Source organism: Rhodococcus sp. MEB064, from assembly GCF_000834565.1.
GTDB lineage: Bacteria > Actinomycetota > Actinomycetes > Mycobacteriales > Mycobacteriaceae > Rhodococcoides.
In genome coordinates, this window is sequence record NZ_JXQS01000033.1 from 1 (window position 1) to 18,366 (window position 18,366).

12 protein-coding genes and 1 pseudogene are annotated in these 18,366 nt (G+C 68.7%); all 13 read right to left on the reverse strand.

All coding sequences use genetic code 11. The features are described 5' to 3' along the window. Window positions 1-215, reverse strand: a pseudogene (locus tag RU01_RS15085) (amidohydrolase family protein); the annotation flags it as partial. A gap of 27 nt (window positions 216-242) precedes the next feature. Continuing rightward, window positions 243-1,811, reverse strand: coding sequence for a signal recognition particle protein (gene ffh / locus RU01_RS15090; protein WP_042575402.1), 1,569 nt, complete (start codon window positions 1,809-1,811; stop codon window positions 243-245). Between the two features lie 81 nt (window positions 1,812-1,892). Further along, window positions 1,893-4,328: a [protein-PII] uridylyltransferase gene (locus tag RU01_RS15095; RefSeq protein ID WP_042575403.1), complete on the reverse strand. Its 2,436-nt coding sequence runs from the start codon at window positions 4,326-4,328 to the stop codon at window positions 1,893-1,895. A gap of 109 nt (window positions 4,329-4,437) precedes the next feature. Then, window positions 4,438-4,776 carry a P-II family nitrogen regulator gene (locus RU01_RS15100; protein WP_027505009.1) on the reverse strand — a complete coding sequence of 113 codons (339 nt, stop codon included), beginning with the start codon at window positions 4,774-4,776 and terminating at the stop codon, window positions 4,438-4,440. Window positions 4,777-4,779: 3 nt separating this feature from the next. After that, window positions 4,780-6,141, reverse strand: a complete 1,362-nt coding sequence (locus tag RU01_RS15105; RefSeq protein ID WP_042575404.1) for an ammonium transporter — start codon at window positions 6,139-6,141, stop codon at window positions 4,780-4,782. A 189-nt stretch (window positions 6,142-6,330) separates the two neighbouring features. Further along, complete coding sequence (ftsY, locus tag RU01_RS15110; protein ID WP_042575417.1) at window positions 6,331-7,692, reverse strand: signal recognition particle-docking protein FtsY; 1,362 nt, start codon at window positions 7,690-7,692, stop codon at window positions 6,331-6,333. A gap of 45 nt (window positions 7,693-7,737) precedes the next feature. Next, window positions 7,738-11,331: a chromosome segregation protein SMC gene (smc, locus tag RU01_RS15115; RefSeq protein WP_042575405.1), complete on the reverse strand. Its 3,594-nt coding sequence runs from the start codon at window positions 11,329-11,331 to the stop codon at window positions 7,738-7,740. Window positions 11,332-11,360: 29 nt separating this feature from the next. Then, on the reverse strand, window positions 11,361-11,636 hold the full coding sequence (locus RU01_RS15120) for an acylphosphatase (RefSeq protein WP_042575406.1): 276 nt from the start codon (window positions 11,634-11,636) through the stop codon (window positions 11,361-11,363). Further along, the gene (locus RU01_RS15125) at window positions 11,633-12,043 is read right to left on the reverse strand and encodes an OsmC family protein (RefSeq protein ID WP_042575407.1); all 411 of its coding nucleotides are present in this window, start codon (window positions 12,041-12,043) and stop codon (window positions 11,633-11,635) included. The genes RU01_RS15120 and RU01_RS15125 overlap by 4 nt, the downstream gene beginning before the upstream one ends. Before the next feature lie 23 nt (window positions 12,044-12,066). Continuing rightward, window positions 12,067-14,442 (reverse strand): lysylphosphatidylglycerol synthase transmembrane domain-containing protein, encoded by a 2,376-nt coding sequence (locus tag RU01_RS15130; RefSeq protein ID WP_042575408.1) that lies wholly within the window; start codon window positions 14,440-14,442, stop codon window positions 12,067-12,069. A 45-nt stretch (window positions 14,443-14,487) separates the two neighbouring features. After that, a complete protein-coding gene (locus tag RU01_RS15135; RefSeq protein ID WP_042575409.1) occupies window positions 14,488-15,201 on the reverse strand; it encodes a response regulator in 714 nt (237 codons plus the stop codon). Beyond that, window positions 15,198-17,705, reverse strand: a complete 2,508-nt coding sequence (locus RU01_RS15140) for a sensor histidine kinase (protein WP_082043150.1) — start codon at window positions 17,703-17,705, stop codon at window positions 15,198-15,200. The genes RU01_RS15135 and RU01_RS15140 overlap by 4 nt, the downstream gene beginning before the upstream one ends. A gap of 7 nt (window positions 17,706-17,712) precedes the next feature. Beyond that, entirely contained in the window at window positions 17,713-18,366 is a 654-nt protein-coding gene (locus tag RU01_RS15145; RefSeq protein ID WP_042575419.1) for a potassium-transporting ATPase subunit C, read from the reverse strand.

Genomic DNA, 18,366 nt, shown 5'->3' on the forward strand with positions numbered 1-18,366 from the left:
TCGGTGGTCGCCTGCGCGATCGTGCCGTCGTGATCCTCGTGTCCGCCCCCGTACTTGATGCCGACGTGGCAGTGCGCGTCGACCAGACCGGGCACGATCCAGCCACCGGATCCGACGGTGGTGGCCCCTGGAACCGGGTCCATCGAGATCAGGCCGTCCCGCACCCAGACGTCCCGCTGCTCGTCACCGGGCAGCAGGACACCGCGAAGATGCAGGCTCGGTGAGGTGCGCACGCGTCCGACTTACTTCTTGGGCAGCTTCAGCTGGGACAGGTCGATACCTTCGAGGCCCGGCGGGAGCTGGTCGAGGCCCTTGGGCATCGACGACAGATCCGGCATACCTGCGGGCATCCCACCCGGCATGCCGGGGAAGCCCCCGCGCACGCCCTTGGGCGGAGTTGGGCCGCGGCCGCCCTTCTTGCCTTTCTTGCCCTTCTTGTTGCTGCGCTGCGCCTGCTTGCGTGCGCCCGGCATTCCCATCCGGCCGGCCATCGACGCCATCATCTTGCGGGCCTCGAAGAAGCGGTCCACCAACTGGTTGACGTCGGAGACCTTCACGCCGGAACCGTTCGCGATGCGCAGACGGCGCGACGCGTTGATCATCTTCGGATCCGCGCGCTCGGCGGGCGTCATGCCGCGGATGATGGCCTGCACGCGGTCGAGCTGCTTGTCGTCGACGGAGGCGAGTGCGTCCTTCATCTGACCCGCACCGGGGAGCATCCCCAACAGGTTGCCGATGGGACCCATCTTGCGGATGGCCATCATCTGCTCGAGGAAGTCCTCGAGTGTCAGCTGCCCGGAGCCGATCTTGGCGGCCGTCTCCTCCGCCTGCTGGGCATCGAAGACGGTCTCGGCCTGTTCGATGAGGCTGAGGAGGTCGCCCATGCCCAGGATCCGGCTCGCCATGCGGTCCGGATGGAAGATCTCGAAGTCCTCGAGCTTCTCGCCGGTGGACGCGAACATGATCGGTCGACCGGTCACCTCGCGCACACTCAGCGCGGCGCCACCGCGAGCGTCGCCGTCGAGCTTGGTCAGCACCACGCCGGTGAAGCCGACGCCGTCCTGGAACGCCTGCGCCGTGCTGACGGCGTCCTGGCCGATCATCGCGTCGAGCACGAACAGGATCTCGTCGGGGTTCGTCGCGTCGCGGATTCCGGCGGCCTGGCCCATGAGCTCGGTGTCGATACCGAGGCGGCCCGCGGTGTCGACGATGACCACGTCGAACTGCTTGGCGCGGGCCTCGGCGACACCCGCCCGAGCGACCTCGACGGGATCCGCCGCGGTCACGCCGAGTGCGTTCTCGCCGCCACCGATGGACGTTCCGGGATGCGGCGCGAAGACCGAGGCCCCGGCGCGTTCACCGACGATCTGCAGCTGGCTGACGGCCCCGGGGCGCTGGAGGTCACAGGCGACAAGCAGCGGCGTGTGGTTCTGGTCCTTGAGCCATTTGGCCAGCTTTCCGGCCAGCGTCGTCTTACCGGAGCCTTGCAGACCCGCCAGCATGATGACCGTGGGCGGGTTCTTGGCGAACTCCACCCGACGTGTCTCGCCGCCGAGGATGCCGACCAGCTCGTCGTTGACGATCTTGACGACCTGCTGCGCAGGGTTCAGCGCTGCGGAGACTTCCGCACCCTTGGCACGCTCCTTGATGCGGGTGATGAACGCCCGCACGACGGGGAGGGCAACATCGGCATCGAGCAGTGCCAGACGGATCTCACGGCAGACGGCATCGATGTCGGCACCCGAGAGCCGACCCTTGCCCCTCAGATCCTTGAGGCTTCCGGTCAATCTGTCGGACAGTGATTCGAACAACGATGCTCCTGAAAATCGCGAGAAAAGAGATGACTTCTCCAGGTGCCCACCCTAACGGGTGCGCCCGTGAGCGGTGAGAGGTCAGTCCTCCGACTCGGGCTCTTTCGGGCGGAGCGCCGGAACCACGCTCAGCAGAGCACTCTCGAGTTCCTCGCGCTGCGCCCGCGAATCGGTCGGCCCGCCGGTCTCGATGCAGAATGCGTCGACGACCGACGACCCGAGAGTGGCGACCTTCGCCCACCGGACGTCGGCTCCCTGCTTCTCGAACACCGACGCGAGCCGGCACAGCAGACCGAGTCGATCCTCCGCACGCACCTCCACGACGACGAAGTCGCCGCCCTGACCGTCGAACCAGATCACCCGCGGTGGAGCCTGCGCGTACAGCGGCACCTCCGAGACCTCCGGCTGGCCGGGTTCGAGTTCCGAGGCGGCCGACCGGGCTCCGGCCTCCTTGATGTCGAGCTGCGCGAGAAGGTCGAGCTGCCCGTCGAGAGCGCGGATGAGGTCCTGACGCAGCAGTCCCGGAGGGGGCGGTGCACCGAAGGTGGGCGTCACGACGAAGCGGTTGACCGCGAACCCGTTCTCGCTGGCGACCGATGCCGCCAGAACCCGCAACGATCCCAGGGCCAACACGCCCGATGCGTTGGAGAGCAGGCCGGGGCGGTCCGGGGCGGTGACGGTGACCTCGAACGTGTGCGGACTGTCCGACGGTTGCAGATCGACGTCCACGCCGCCCTCGGTCGCCCGCGCCGCCAGTGCCGGATCGATCGGGTCGGGCGTCGGGAGCGATTCCCCGGCCATGACCAACCGGCATCGACGCACGAGTTCACCGATCAACGACGACTTCCAGTCTCCCCACACGCCGGGACCTGTGGCGAGCGAGTCGGCCTCGGCCAACGCGTGCAGCAGTTCCAACAGGATCGAGTCCCCGTCGAGGGCGTCCACCACACGTTGCACCGTGGCCGGGTCGTCGAGATCTCGACGAGTCGCGGTGTCGGGAAGCAATAGGTGGTGTCGGACCATCGACTCGAGCAGTCGGACGTCGGACGGCCACAGGCCCAGTCGCTTGCCGACCTGGGTCGCCAAGTCCGCCCCGACGACGCTGTGGTCTCCCCCGCGCCCCTTGCCGATGTCGTGCAGCAGTGCCCCCAGCACCAGCAGGTCGGGTCGCGCGACGCGCGTGGTGAAACCACTGGCGTAGGCGGCGGTCTCGACCAGGTGACGGTCGACGGTCCAGGTGTGCACCGCATCTCGCGGGGGAAGGTCGCGTACGGCACCCCATTCCGGCAGCAACCGGCCCCACAGGCCTGTCCTGTCGAGTGCCTCGATCACTGCAATCGCGCGCCGACCCGAACCGAGCACGACGAGCAGATCGTTGAGCGCTTCCTTGGGCCACGGCTCACGGAGCTCGGGTGCGCTGTCCGAGAGCCTGCCGAGAGTCGAGGCGGACATCGGCATCCCGGTCACCGCGGATGCCGCGGCAACCCGCATGATCAGTCCCGGATCCTTGTTCGGCCGCGCATCTCTGGCGAGCACCACTTCACCCGCGTGTTCGACGACCCCTTCGTCGAGCGGTCGACGGACGGGCACTCTGCGCAGGCGGGACAGGCCACGGCGCGGAATAGCGTTGCCGGCGGTGCGCACGCCGACGTCGGTGGAGTAGCCGATGGTGCGAGCCGAATCACTCAGGACGCGAGCGAGATCGAAGCGGTCACCGATGCGGAGCGCCGCGGCGATCTCGTCGGCGTCCTGCGCGCGCAACTGATCCCGGGCGCGGCCGGCGACGCGGTGCAGTTCGGTGCGCACGTCGAGGATGCGGCGGTGCGCGAAGTCCAATCCGCCGCCGGGCGATTCGGGGCCGAGCCCGGGCATCGCGTCCGTGAGCTGCGCGATCGACAGCGCGTCGAGGAGCTGGACGTCGCGCAGTCCCCCGCGCCCGCTCTTGAGGTCGGGTTCCGCCCGATGGGCGATCTCACCGCTGCGGCCCCACCGCGTGCGGGTCAAGGCGTACAGCTCGTCGAACCGATCGCGTATCCCGATGCGCCACTGGCGTCGAATCCCGTCGATCAGCATCGAACTCAGTTCGGCGTCGCCCACGATGTGGCGGGCGTCGAGAAGACCCAATGCGGCCGTCATGTCGTGCGCCGCGACGTCGAGGGCCTGGGGAACGGTGCGCACGCTGTGATCGAGCTTGATGTGGGCGTCCCACAAGGGGTACCAGAGTTGATCGGCCACCTCACCGACGAGCGCCGGATCCAGATCGTCGTGCAGCAGAACGAGATCGAGATCGGAGTACGGCAGCATCTCCCGGCGACCCAGGCCGCCCACCGCGACGATGGCAAATCCGCTGTCGGGTTTGATTCCCACGTCCGAACCCTTGGTGGTGAGCCAGAACTCGTGCAGGTCGGTCAGTGCCTGACGGAGGGACGTGGCGTCCAGACGACGATTCTTGCCCTGCCCGGCCAGCAGTTGCTCGCGAGCTCGGACCAGATCGGCTGCTGCTTCGGAACCTCCCACGGGGGGTCCTTCCTCTCGACGAACGGTCGGCGTGTGGTGGAGAAAACAGACCGGCCGCGGATCCCTCGCCCTTCGACGAGGTGGATCCGCGGCCGGACTGACTCGAGACTTACAGTGCGTCGGACCCACGTTCGCCGGTACGCACGCGCACCACGGCCTCCACGGGCGAGACCCAGACCTTGCCGTCACCGATCTTGCCGGTGCGGGCGGCCTCGACGATCACCTCGACGACCTTGTCCACCGCCGCGTCGTCCACGACGACCTCGACACGCACCTTGGGTACGAAGTCCACGGAGTACTCGGCACCGCGGTAGACCTCGGTGTGGCCCTTCTGCCGGCCGTACCCCTGCACCTCGCTCACGGTCATACCGAGAACGCCTGCCTGCTCGAGCGCCGTCTTGACGTCCTCGAGTGTGAACGGCTTGACGATTGCAGTGATCAACTTCATGTCTCACGCCTCCTTGCTGGGAACGCGTCCCAGTGTTGACCCACCGAGTGCCGCAAAGTCGTAGGCGGTCTCGGCATGTTCCGATTCGTCGGCTCCCATGGATTCACCATCGTCGTCGATCCGGAGGCCCACGGTGTACTTGACGATGAGCGCGACGATGGTCGTTCCCACCAGAGAGTAGATCAGCACGGCGCCCGCACCGACTGCCTGACGCCACAACTGGTCGGCTCCGCCGCCGTAGAACAGGCCCTCGACACCGGCCGGCGCCTCGGACGTGGCGACCAGACCGACCATCAGCGTGCCGACGAGACCACCCACGAGGTGGACACCGACGACGTCGAGCGAGTCGTCGAAACCGAAGCGGAACTTCAGACCGACGGCGAGTGCACACAGGACGCCGGCGACGACGCCGATGACCAACGCGCCGAGGATGTTCACCGAGGAGCAGGCCGGGGTGATGGCCACGAGCCCGGCGACGATGCCCGACGCACCACCGAGACTCGTCGCGTGACCGTCACGGATGCGCTCCGTGAGAAGCCAGGCGAGCATGGCTGCGGCGGTCGCCGCGATGGTCGTGACGAAGGTGGCACCTGCGATGCCGTTGGAGCCGACGGCGGAACCGGCGTTGAAGCCGAACCAGCCGAACCAGAGGAGACCGGCACCGAGCATCACGAACGGGAGGTTGTGCGGGCGGAACGGGGTTCCCGGCCAGCCCTTGCGCTTGCCGAGGATTATCGCGAGGACCAGGCCGGCGGCGCCGGCGTTGATGTGCACCGCAGTACCACCGGCGAAGTCGACCGCGGCGAGCTTGTTGGCGATCCAACCACCCGTCTCGGTGGTGACCTCGTCGAAGGAGAAGACCCAGTGAGCGACCGGGAAGTAGACGAGTGTCGCCCACAGTCCGGCGAAGAGCAGCCACGGACCGAACTTCATACGGTCGGCGACGGCACCCGAGATGAGAGCGACCGTCAGAATGGCGAACATCGCCTGGAACGAGACGAACACGGTGGCAGGAATCGTGCCCACCAGAGGAATCGCGGCGTCGGTGAGGACTCCCGCTTCGTCCTCGGAGGCGAGATACGTTCCGCCGATCAGGCCCTTCAGTCCGAAGAACTGGAAGGGGTCACCGATGAGATTGCCCTTGTCCTCGCCGAAGGTGACCGAGTATCCGTACAGCACCCAGAGAACGCCGACGACGCCCATCGCGCTGATGCTCATCATGATCATGTTCAGCACGCTCTTCGCACGGACCATGCCGCCGTAGAAGAACGCCAGACCCGGGACCATGAGCAACACGAACGCAGCACTGGTCAGCATCCATGCGGTATCACCGGTGTCGGGCGCACCGATAGTGGGGAAATCCACCTTGAGCCTCCTCCTTCTTCCTCGCCCCAGCCGATGGCGGCTGACGACCTGAGGAGAAGGGTGCTCACTCGAAGTTTCGGCGACGACACTCCGGCGTTTCGTGCATGTGAACGCAGAGCCCGATCGTGTTGCAAACGTGTTGCGTCTCGGTCTTTTTGCCGGTTTCACACCGGCGAGGGCACCTCGAGGTCAGCCGAGAAGAGCGTCGACGAATGCGCCGGGTTCGAACGGCGCGAGGTCGTCCGCACCCTCGCCGAGACCGACGAGCTTCACCGGCACACCCAGTTCGCGTTGGACCTGGAAGACGATTCCGCCCTTCGCCGTCCCGTCCAGCTTCGTCAGCACGACGCCGGTGATGTCGACGACCTGAGCGAAGACCCGCGCCTGCGCCAGACCGTTCTGACCGATCGTGGCGTCGAGAACCAGGAGCACGTCGTCGACGGGCGCCTTCTTTTCGATGACCCTCTTGACCTTCCCCAGCTCGTCCATCAGACCGGTCTTGGTGTGCAGACGGCCGGCCGTGTCGATGAGGACCGCGTCGACACCGTCGGCGATGCCGCGGGTGACGGCGTCGAATGCCACAGCGGCCGGATCGGCCCCTTCCTTACCGCGGACGACCTCGGCGCCGACGCGCTCGGCCCAGGTCTGCAGTTGATCGGCAGCCGCAGCGCGGAACGTGTCGGCAGCGCCCAGCACCACGCGTCGACCGTCGGCGACCAGGACTCGCGCCAGCTTTCCGGTGGTCGTGGTCTTGCCGGTGCCGTTCACGCCCACCACGAGCAGGACGGACGGGCGATCGCCGTGCGGCAACGCGCGGATGGAGCGGTCGAACGACGGCGTCAACTGCTCGATCAGCACTTCTCGCAGAAGGGCTCGCGCCTCCGCCTCGGTGCGGACGTTGCGCACCGCCATCTGCTCGCGCAGCGTCGCGACGATCTCCGCGGTGGCCGCACTTCCCAGGTCGGCCACCAGCAGCGTGTCCTCGACCTCTTCCCACGACTCCTCGTCGAGGTCGCCGCCGCCCAACAGGCCCAACAGGGAGCGACCGACAGCATTCTGCGACCGTGACAGTCGACCCCGCAGCTTGGTCAGGCGGCCCGAGGTGGGTTCGATCTCGTCCAGGACGGGAGTCGGTGCCGGCTCGGGTTCGACAGGCGTTGGTTCGGGTTCGACAGGCGCCGGTGCCGGTTCGTCCAGGACCGGATCCGGCAGCGAGATGTCGGTGATGCCGCGCTTCGGGGCGTCACGGGGGACGGACGCGTCGTCACCGACACGAGGCTGATCGTCGTCGTCGGTGCGCTCGAGGGGCGGCCGGGCCACGGGTGTCTTCTCGGCAGGAGCCTTCTCGGCAGGGGCCGTACCTCGGGAGAAGTCGAAGCCGGTCCCGGCGGTATACCCGCCCGAACGGTCGACCTCCTTGACCGGTCCCGCCTCGGAGTCCGGGCGGGACAGCGACACGCGGCGGCGACGCTGCAGCACCAGTCCGACGACGAGCACCACGACGAGCAGCGCGAGCACAGCCGCGACGACGATCCACAGTTCGGTAGTCACGCCGACCATCCTGTCAGGACGGGCACCGCGCTACGGGGTCGGGCGTCAGGTCACCCCGTCCGCCGCCACCGGGCGCTTGGGAAGCCGCTGCGAGATCACCGTGGTGATGCCGTCGCCTCTCATGCTGACGCCGTACAGGGCGTCGGCGACCTCCATGGTGGGTTTCTGGTGCGTGATGACGATGAGCTGAGACTTCTCCCGCAACTGCTCGAACAATCCGATGAGGCGCCGGAGGTTCGTGTCGTCCAACGCGGCCTCGACCTCGTCCATGACGTAGAAGGGCGAGGGACGGGCTCGGAAGATGGCCACGAGCATCGCGACGGCGGTCAGAGACTTCTCACCACCGGACAGCAGAGACAGGCGCTTGACCTTCTTACCGGGAGGACGGGCCTCGACCTCGATGCCGGTGGTCAGCATGTCCGAGGGGTCGGTGAGAATCAGCCGACCCTCGCCGCCGGGGAACAGCTTCGCGAACACCCCGACGAACTCGCGCTCCACATCGGCGTAGGCCTCGGTGAAGACCTGCAGGATGCGCGCGTCCACGTCGGCCACCACGCCGAGGAGATCCTTGCGCGCCGACTTCACGTCCTCGAGTTGCGTCGAGAGGAAGTTGTACCGCTCCTCGAGTGCCGCGAACTCCTCGAGTGCCAGCGGGTTGACCTTGCCCAGCGTCGCCAGATCCCTCTCGGCGCGCTTGACCCGTCGTTCCTGCTCCGCGCGGTCGAATCGCATCGGCGCCGGCGCGACCACCTGTTCGCCGCGCTCCTTCGCCTGCTCGTACTCCGCCATCTCGAGGTCGGTCGGCGGGAGCGTCACGTCGGGCCCGTACTCGGCGACCAGGTCGTCGGGGGCGATGGAGAACTGCTCCAGGATGGTCTGCTCGAGTTGCTCGATGCGCAGCACCGCCTGCGCCTTGGCCACTTCGTCGCGGTGCACGGCGTCGGTCAACTGCGCGGCCCGCGCCGACAGTGCGCGGACCTGTTCCCGCGTGCGATCGAGGGCGGCGGCGCGATCGCTGCGCCGTCGCGCGAGGTCGTCGCGCCGCACCGCGGCATCGCCGACGAGTCGACCGAGTCGCTCCGCGACGCGTGTGCCCGCGTCCGCGACCGCCTCCGCCACCGCGGCGGACTGCACGCGATGGGCGCGGACACGTTCGGCGCGCGCTCGTGCGTCCCGCTCCATCCGGGCCGTCCGTCGGAGCTGGTCGGCCTTTCCCCGCACCGATTCGGCGCGCTCCTCCGCGGTGCGCAGCGACAGGCGAGCCTCGACCTCGACCGATCTCACCTCCGACACGGCTGCCGCAGCGTCCTCACGGGCGTGCGCCCATTCCTCCGCCGCACCGTCGCCGTCCCCGCCGTCCTGATCGTCCTCGGCGCGCCGGACCCGGTCCTCAAGGTCGGCGAGTGCGGTCACGGCCTCGTCCCGCTGCCGCTCGACGCGGTCGCGTTGACTCTGCAGACGCGTCGACTCCGCGTGGGCGACACGAGCCACCTGCCCCAACCGACCCAACTGTTCGTAGACGGCGGCGATCGCGGCATCGGACTCGGTGAGTGCGGCCAGTGCCTGGTCGGCGGCCTCTCGTCGGTCGGTCTGCTCCTCGAGCGCACCCGACAGTGCTGCCGCCAGCTCCTCCGTCCGACGTCTCGTCGACGCGAGTTCCGCGACGGACTCGTCGATGGATGCCTGGACCTCGAGGGTGCTGGGACGTCGGTCCGATCCTCCGGTGATCCAGCCGCGACCGACCAGATCGCCCTCGCGCGTCACCACTCGGGCTGTCGGATGGTCGCGAACCATCGCCGTCGCGTCCTCGAGCGAGTCGGCCACGGACATTCCGGCCAGCAGAGACGTCACGGCTCCGCGCACGGAATCGTCGGCGTCGATCACGGACATGATCGACGTTCCGACACCGTCCGTCGCCGAGCCCGCATCACCGGTCGGGTGCACGATCGCGGCGCGGCCGGCGTCCTCCTTCTTGAGCGACGCCACGGCGCCCCGCGCCTCGTCCACCGACGACACCACGACGGCGTCCGCCGCGGCGCCCAGAGCGACTGCGACCGCCGCCTCGTAGCCGGCGGTCACGGTGAGGTGATCCGCGAGTCGACCGACGACCCCGTGAGTTGCCCTCTCTCCCAACCATGCTCCCCCGTCGCCGCGTTCGAGGTTCATGGTGAGAGCGTCGATACGCGCGGTCAGGGATGCGACCCGCTGGCTGGACTCCCGCTCGGCGCTCTGCAGTTCCGCGACGCGGGACTCGGCGATCGCCAGCGCATCGACAGCGTGCTCGTGATGGGAGTCGAGTCCTGCCTCACCGGCGTCGAGTTCACCCACCTTGTCCTGCACGATGTCGAACTCGGCCTGCGCCTCGTCGCCGCGGCGGCGAGCATCGTCGATGGCGACGGTGAGGCGGGCGACCTCGGTGTCGTAGGACTCCGACCGGGCGCGCAGGCCGTCCACCTGACCGGACAGTCGAGCGAGACCTTCACGCCGGTCCGCGACTGCACGCACGGCGGCGGCGTGCGCGCGTTCCGCGTCCGCGGCGGCAGCCTCGCGTTCGGCGAGCTGCTCGCGGGCGGCATCGAGTGTCGCGCGTGCGTACTCCACGGCTTCCGCCAGCTGCATTTCCTCCTCCGCCACCCGCTCGGCGCGCTCCTCGAGCTCGTCGGGATCGGGCCCGCGTCTGTCCTCCGGTTCGTCGCCGAGGTGGCGGGCCCGTTCGGTCGCGATGCGCACGGTGGCGCCGACGCGCTCGGCCAGCGCCGACAACTGGAACCAGGTCTGGGCCGCCGCGTCCGCACTCGGTGTCAGGAGAGCGAGTTCCTGCTCGCCCTCGGCCAGAACTGCCTCGCCCTCTCCCAGCGCGTCCTGGACGGCGGCGTATTCCTCACGGGCCTTCGTCTCGTCGTGGGACTGCTCGGCGAGCTGCGTCCGCCGCGTCACCAGGTCGTCCGCGGCGATCCGCAGACGAGCGTCCCGAAGATCCGCCTGCACCGTCTGGGCGCGTCGGGCGACCTCGGCTTGCCGACTCAGCGGTTTGAGCTGTCGACGCAGTTCGGTCGTGAGGTCCGTCAGCCGAGCCAGATTGGCCTGCATGGAATCGAGCTTGCGGACTGCCTTCTCTTTGCGCTTGCGGTGCTTGAGCACGCCCGCGGCTTCCTCGATGAACGCCCGTCGATCCTCTGGGCGGGACTCGAGAATCGCGGCGAGCCTGCCCTGGCCGACGATGACATGCATCTCCCGGCCGATACCCGAGTCGCTCAGCAACTCCTGGACATCCATGAGCCGACACGAGCTGCCGTTGATCTCGTACTCACCGGCGCCGTCCCGGAACATCCGTCGGGTGATGGACACCTCGGAGTAGTCGATGGGGAGCGCACCGTCGGAGTTGTCGATGGTCAGCGTCACCTCGGCGCGGCCCAGCGGGGCGCGGCCGGAGGTGCCGGCGAAGATGACGTCCTCCATCTTGCCGCCGCGCAGCGCCTTCGCGCCCTGCTCCCCCATGACCCACGTCAGGGCGTCCACGACGTTCGACTTGCCGGACCCGTTGGGGCCGACGACGCAGGTGATGCCGGGCTCGAAACGAAGAGTCGTCGCCGAGGCGAAGGACTTGAAGCCCTTCAGCGTCAGACTCTTGAGGTGCATGGCGGTTCAGACTACTGGGCGCTGGGCTCTCAGCGTTCGACGAACCCGTCGAGTCCGCCGCGCGCCTGCTCCCAATTGTCGACCACGGTGCTCACCGAGCCCGGCGTGTCGCCCGATCGCAGCGCCGACAGCAGGCCGTCCAACTTCTCGCGGGGGCCTTCCGCGACGACGTGGACACGGCCGTCGGAGGTGTTGGTGGCCGATCCGACCAGACCGAGCTCCAGCGCCCGGGCACGGGTCCACCAGCGGAAACCCACTCCCTGGACGGTCCCGTGGACCCACGCGCTCAGACGCTCGTCGCTCATGCCTCGACGTCGACGGTCAGGACGACCTCGGTGCCGGCCTTCAACGTCCGTCCGACGGTGCAGACCTTGTCGACGGCCTTGGTCACGACGGTCAGCAACCGCTCCCGCGCCTCGGGGTCGAGTTCGCTCAGATCGACGGTCAGCACTTCGTCCAGTCGCGGGTACCGTTCGTTCTCGCGATCTGCGGTGCCGGACACCCGGACGGTCGCGTCGTAGTCGTCCCCGAGCCGGCGGGCGAGGGGCCGGTCGGAACTCATGCCCGTGCATGCGGCGAGGGCGATCTTGAGCAGCTCGCCGGGAGTGAAGACACCCTCGACGTCCTCGGACCCGATCAGCACCTCGGCGCCTCGCGAGCTCTTGCCGGTGTAGCGACGAGTTCCGGTGCGTTCGACCCACAGTTCAGCCATGCTCACAACCTACTAGCGCGAACTCAGATCATCTCCGTGCGTGCCATCCACCGCATGATGGGCCACCCGCAGAACACCGGGATCCAGCAGGTCAGCACCCGGTACAGGAGCACCGACGGGACGGCGATGGTGGCGGGCAGTCCGAATGCCGCGAGTCCACCGATCAACGCCGCCTCGACCGCTCCGACGCCGCCGGGGGTCGGCGCGGCGGATGCCAGGGTGCCGCCTATCATGGTCACGATGGTCACGGTGATGAAGGTCGTGCCTCCGCCGAACGCCTCGACGCTGACCCACAGAGCGAACGCTGCCCCCAGAGTCGTTGCGGCGCAACCGAGAACGATGATCGCGAACCGTGCGGGGTGACGCACCAACGCGGACAGGTCGGCGTAGACCTCCGCGAGTTGCGGCCGCACGGCCGTGCGGAGGAAGTGTCGCAACGTGGGGACGAAGAGGAATGCGCCCAGCGCCCCGAATGCCACACCGGCGATGAGATAGAGGATCGTCGCGCTGGGAACGAAACGGGACAGGTCGGCGGATTGCCCGGCCGCGACGCTGAACACCACGAGCAGCGTCACGTGCGAGATCACCTGCACCAGTTGTTGCAACGCCACGGCGGCCGTCGACCGGGTGAGCGTCAGTCCGCCCTTCTGGAGGAACCGCACGCTGAGCGCCAGACCACCGACACCGGCCGGTGTCGTCGTGGCGGCGAAGGTGTTGGCGACCTGCATGACGGTCGTGTTCCAGAAGCTGACCGCTCCCGACGCGCACGCCCAGAGTGCCGCTGCCGCACCGACGTACGTCGCAGCCGAGATCGCCAGCCCCACCAGCGCCCACCGCCAGTCGATGGACGAGAGTTCCGTGGCGAACGTCGGGACCTGGCTGATGAACGGGTACGCGACGTAGACCAATGCGATCAACAGCACCAGTTGCACGATCTGGTTGCGGGAGAACCGTGTGACCTGTTCCGTCGCGATGGCCGACGTGCCGGTACGGGCCAGAACGGTGTCGCGCGCAGCCTTCATCACGGACTTGGCCTCCGGAATCGCCGACCGCACCCGCGGGGGAATCGCCGACGGAGTCAGTCGCCGAGACGCCACCAGCACGTCCTCGTGACCGAGCCGCTCGATCGCGGCGTCGACCGCGACATCGGGCCCGAACATCGACGACGTGGTGACCAGAAGTTGCGCTGCGTCGGAATGCAGTTGCGGCTGCGACGCACCCAGTTCCGCGGTATCGAAGCCGCCGAGCAGGGCAGTGCCGTCGTCGGCAATTCTCATGTCCGCCGCGCGGAGGTCACCGTGGGAGATCTGGCGGGACCTGAGCACCCCCAGAGTGCGCCACATCGCGATGGCGTCGTCGGGCCTGTCCGCGTCGATGGGACGGCCGCGAGGCGCACTGTGCGCGTACAGGACCCATCCGCGGTCGAGTGCGGACACGGCCGTCGGAACGCACGCGGCGACACCCAGATCGTTCAGCGCGATACCCATGAGCGCGCGATGCTCGACCGCCCGGCGTTGGGACGCGTGCAGGGGTGGACTCTCCGACGACCGCAGCGTCACCAAACGCCGCACCAGCCGCAGCGCCCCTCGGCTGCGCTGGTTGGGCCCGAACAGTTCGACCACCACGTCGTGCCCCGCGGGTCCGGTGCGTCCCGAGAGCACCAGCGGGCCGGACCCGGACGGACGCAGGACCACGAACGCTGCGATGGAGATTCCACGTCGAGCGAGGACGCGGACGGCCTCGGCCAGCGGCACGTCGAGGGCGGGTGTTCCCACGACCCACACGACGAGGGACCCGGCCAGCCATCCCACCGCCAGACCGAGGAGTGACCGCGCCGGGACGACCGTGCTGATGACCAGGTGGATCGGAACGAAGGCGAGAAGGAGGATCCACCACGTGCGCTTCCATCGCAGTGGCAGCCCCGGACCGGACACGGTCAGGACCGCGGCGACGATCGCGATCCACCGCGGGTCGTCGAGAATCTGGGACAGCAACGTGTCCAGCCTCGTCGACTCGTCGACGTGCCACTTCGGCGCCGAGAGGCCGCCTCCGCCGACCGACAGGGCCAATGCGGCCAGCACAGCGGCCGCGGCGTAACCGCCGAGCAGCCTCCACCGCCGAGCAGCGATCAGTCCCGCGAGCACGGTGAACGGAAGCGCCAGGATGGAGACGCCGTAGACCAGGTAGACCGCGTTGGACTGGCTGGGAGTCAGCACGCCCACGATGTCGGAGATCGACCGCTCGAGTGCCGTCCACTCGTTACGAGTGATCAGCGAGCCCACGACGATCACGCCGAGGACCACAGCCGCCGTGACGACGCGCAGGATGTCGCTGGTTCGTCGGGTCAACGGTTGCAGGACGCTCCCGGTGACCGGGATGTCTCTACCGTCGACAAGCACACCGGCCAACCTAGCGGAGCGGCGACCGTGCGGCGGGCAGGCGCATCACACCTGGAAGCGGTAGCCCATGCCCGCTTCGGTGAGCAGGTGCTTCGGGTGCGCCGGATCGGGCTCGAGTTTGCGTCGCAGTTGGCCCAGATACACCCGGAGATAGTGGGTCTCGGTCTCGTACGCGGGCCCCCATACCTCGCGCAGGAGTTCGCGCTGTCCCACCAGCTTGCCGCGGTGCCGCACCAGCATCTCGAGCATGCCCCACTCCGTCGGCGTCAGATGCACCGCGGCGCCGTCACGGGTCACCGATCTCGCGACCAGGTCGACGGTGAACGACGAGGTGGTCACCACCGGATCGCCTCCGTCGGACGAGGCCTGTGACGCACGACGCACCGCGACCCGCAGCCGCGCGAGGAACTCGTCCATGCCGAACGGCTTGGTCACGTAGTCGTCGGCACCGGCGTCGAGTGCGTCGACCTTGTCGCCGGAATCCGACCTGGCGGACAGCACGATCACCGGGACCGATGTCCATCCGCGGAGGCCCGCCAGCACCTCGAGTCCGTCGAGGTCCGGGAGTCCGAGGTCGAGCACGATGACATCGGGTTTGCGATCGGCCGCCGCCCGGAGCGCACCCGCGCCGGTCGATGCCGTCGTCACGTCGTAACCGCGGACGCCGAGGTTGATGCGTAGGGCGCGCAGCAACTGCGGCTCGTCGTCGACCACCAACACGCGGGTGGGCGGTAGTCCGGGGCGTGTGTCGTCGTTCATCGGGAGACCGCGTGCCGGAGGACACCGGGAAGGTCCACCGTGACGGTGAGGCCGCCGCCGGGCGTCTGCGAGGCGATGACCGAGCCGTTCATGGCGTCGACGAAACCCCGGACGACCGAGAGACCGAGGCCGACACCGGTGGTGGTGTCGCGGTCGCCCAGACGCTGGAATGCGTCGAACATGGTTTCCTGCGACTTCGGGTCGATGCCGGGACCGTGATCGACGACCGCGAGCCTGACGCGGTCGTCGTCGCCGTCGGCCGTGACGGTGACGTGTCCGGTCGGCGCGTAGCGGAACGCGTTGTCGACGAGGTTCGCGACGACTCGCTCGAGAAGCCCTTCATCGGCGAGGACGGACAAGTCTCCGACATCGACGACGAGTCGCTCGCGCTGCCTCCGACCGGTCCCGAGAGTCGCCGAGGCGCGGCGGACCACCTCGTCGAGGAAGACGGGAACGGCCATGGGCCGCACCACTCCTGCGGCCAGTCGCGACGAATCGAGCAGATTCCCGACCAGCGCGGTCAGCTGGTCGGCGGATTCCTCGACCGTCGCGAGCAGTTCCGCGGTGTCCTCAGGGGAGAAGGTGACGTCCTTGCTCCGCAGACTCGACACCGCGGCCTTGACCGCCGCGAGCGGAGTGCGGAGATCGTGCCCCACCGCGGACAGCAACGCCCGGCGCAGCTTGTCGGATTCGACGGCCGCGGCGGCGGTCCGCGCATCCTCGGCCAGTTCGCTCTGGCGGATCAGCCCGACGGCCTGATTGGCGACGGCGGTGAGGACGCGCCGATCGGCCGCCCGCGTCCGACCTCCCGCCAGCACGAGTGCGTACTCGTCGTCCGCAACCTGCACGGCCGTGTCGGCGTCGTCGACGGTGGTGGGCGGCTGCTCCCCCACCGCACTGACCACCCCGTGTCCGACGCGCAGGACGGCGACCGCGCGCTGACCGTACGTCTCGCGCACGCGCTCGAGAAGGGCGGTGAGGTCCGCCCCGCGCAGGATGGACCCGGCGAACATGGCCAGCAGTTCTGCCTGTTGCGACGCGCGGCGGGCGTCGCGTGCACGCCGTGCGGCGATGTCGACGAGGACGGCGACGGCGACCGCGACGACGAGCAGCACCACCGTCGTGACGAAGTTGTCGGGCTCGGCGATGGTGAAGCTGTATCGCGGTTCGGTGAAGAAGAAGTTGAGCAGCAGCGCCGAGAACAGCGCCGACAACACCGCAGGCGCGACTCCGCCGAGCAGGGACACCGCGAGCACGACGACGAAGAACAGTGCACTCTCGCCGCCGAGTTCGAGGTAGTCGTCGACGAGGTGGATCGCGGCGGCCGCGACCGACGGAACGACCAGGGCCGCTGCCCACGCGAGGGGGCGCCGGACTGTCGGCGCCGACAACCGTCGCACGCCGACCGACGCGTGATCGTGAGTCACCATGTGAACGTCGATCGCGCCGGAGTTCTGGACGACGGTCGCGCCGATCCCCTCGTCCACCGCCCGCGCCCACCGGTTCCGTCGTGACGTGCCGAGGACCAGCTGGGTGGCGTTCACTCCCCTCGCGAATTCGAGGAGAGTCACCGGGACGTCGTCCCCGACGACACTGTGCAGTGACGCGCCCAGTCCGGTGGCGAGGGCACGCACGCTTCCCATGTGGGCCGCCGACACTCCCGCCAGACCGTCACCCCGCACCACGTGCAGCACCATCAGCTCGGCGCTGGACTTCGCGGCGATCCGACTGGCGCGGCGCACCAACGTCTCGGACTCGGGCCCACCTGTGACCGCCACGACGACACGCTCACGCGCTTCCCACGTGTCGGCGATCGCGTTGTCCGCGCGGTACCGCGCAAGTGCCGCGTCGACCTGATCCGCGAGCCACAACAGGGCCAGCTCCCGCAGTGCCGTGAGATTGCCGGCGCGGAAGAAATTGCTCAGCGCGGCGTCGACCTTCTCGGCGCCGTAGATGTTGCCGTGAGTCATTCTGCGCCGCAACGCCTCCGGGGTGATGTCGACCAATTCGACCTGAGCAGCCGACCGCACGAACGCGTCGGGAACGGTCTCGCGCTGAACGATGCCGGTGATCTGCTCGACCACGTCGTTCAGGCTCTCCAGGTGCTGGACGTTCACCGTCGACACGACATCGATGCCCGCATCGAGGAGTTCCTGGACGTCCTGCCACCGCTTGGCGTGCTTGCTGCCCGGAGTGTTGGTGTGCGCCAGTTCGTCCACCAGCACCAGGGCGGGACGTCTCCGGATCACCGCGTCGACGTCCAGTTCGGGAATCGACGAACCGCGGTACGGCACCAGGGAGGGAGGGACGACCTCGAGTCCGTCGGCCCGTTCGGCCGTCAGGGGACGACCGTGCGTCTCGATCACCCCGGCGACGACGTCGCATCCGCGCTCACGCCTGCGGTGCGCCTCTCCCAGCATCGCGAACGTCTTCCCCACGCCGGGCGCCGCGCCCAGGTAGATGCGCAACTCTCCCCTGTCGGTGTCCCGCGTCGGCGTCGTCACGTCCCCATCATTCACCGTCGGCCGCGGGAGTCGCACAGGTCGGCGCCGTCAGACCCAGAGCCACGTTGAGCGCAGGCACGTGGACGACAGGCTCCCCGAGAACTCCGAACTGCCGCCCGTCCGTGTTCTCGGCGACCCGGGAGCGCACCACGTCCTCCGTCAGTCCCGTCGCCGCCGCCACGCGCGGCACCTGCAGCTCTGCGTAGTCCGGTGAGATGTCGGGGTCGATTCCGGACCCGGATCCGGTGACCGCATCGACGGGTACCTCGGCGGGGTCGACGTTCTCGCGTTCGGCGACAGCGCTGCGGCGCGCGTCGACCATGGCGGCGAGGATTTCACTGCTCGGCCCCTGGTTGAGAGGCAGAGCCGCGGCCGGATCACCGGGCGCGAAGGCGTCGGAACCTGTGAGCGACCCGGTGACGCGTGGGTGGAAGAACGGATCGGACCCGCCGCCGGTCGGCACGGGATCCACTGCGGTGAGCGCACTTCCGACGACGCATCCCTGGGAGTCGGCCAGCGGCGACCCTTCCGCCGAGTGCGAGCCGAGACGCGAGATTCCCCATACCGCAGCGGGATAGGCGACACCGAGCACGACGGTGAATGCGAGCAGGACGGCGAACCCAGCGAGGACCTGGCGCAGCGCGGACGTGACAGTTCTCAT

Coding starts and splice junctions, on each gene's coding strand:
- RU01_RS15145 (WP_042575419.1), bottom strand. CDS start 18,366: ATGAGAACTGTCACGTCCGCGCTGCGCCAGGTCCTCGCTGGGTTCGCC.
- RU01_RS15135 (WP_042575409.1), bottom strand. CDS start 15,201: ATGAACGACGACACACGCCCCGGACTACCGCCCACCCGCGTGTTGGTG.
- RU01_RS15120 (WP_042575406.1), bottom strand. CDS start 11,636: ATGAGCGACGAGCGTCTGAGCGCGTGGGTCCACGGGACCGTCCAGGGA.
- RU01_RS15100 (WP_027505009.1), bottom strand. CDS start 4,776: ATGAAGTTGATCACTGCAATCGTCAAGCCGTTCACACTCGAGGACGTC.
- smc (WP_042575405.1), bottom strand. CDS start 11,331: ATGCACCTCAAGAGTCTGACGCTGAAGGGCTTCAAGTCCTTCGCCTCG.
- RU01_RS15125 (WP_042575407.1), bottom strand. CDS start 12,043: ATGGCTGAACTGTGGGTCGAACGCACCGGAACTCGTCGCTACACCGGC.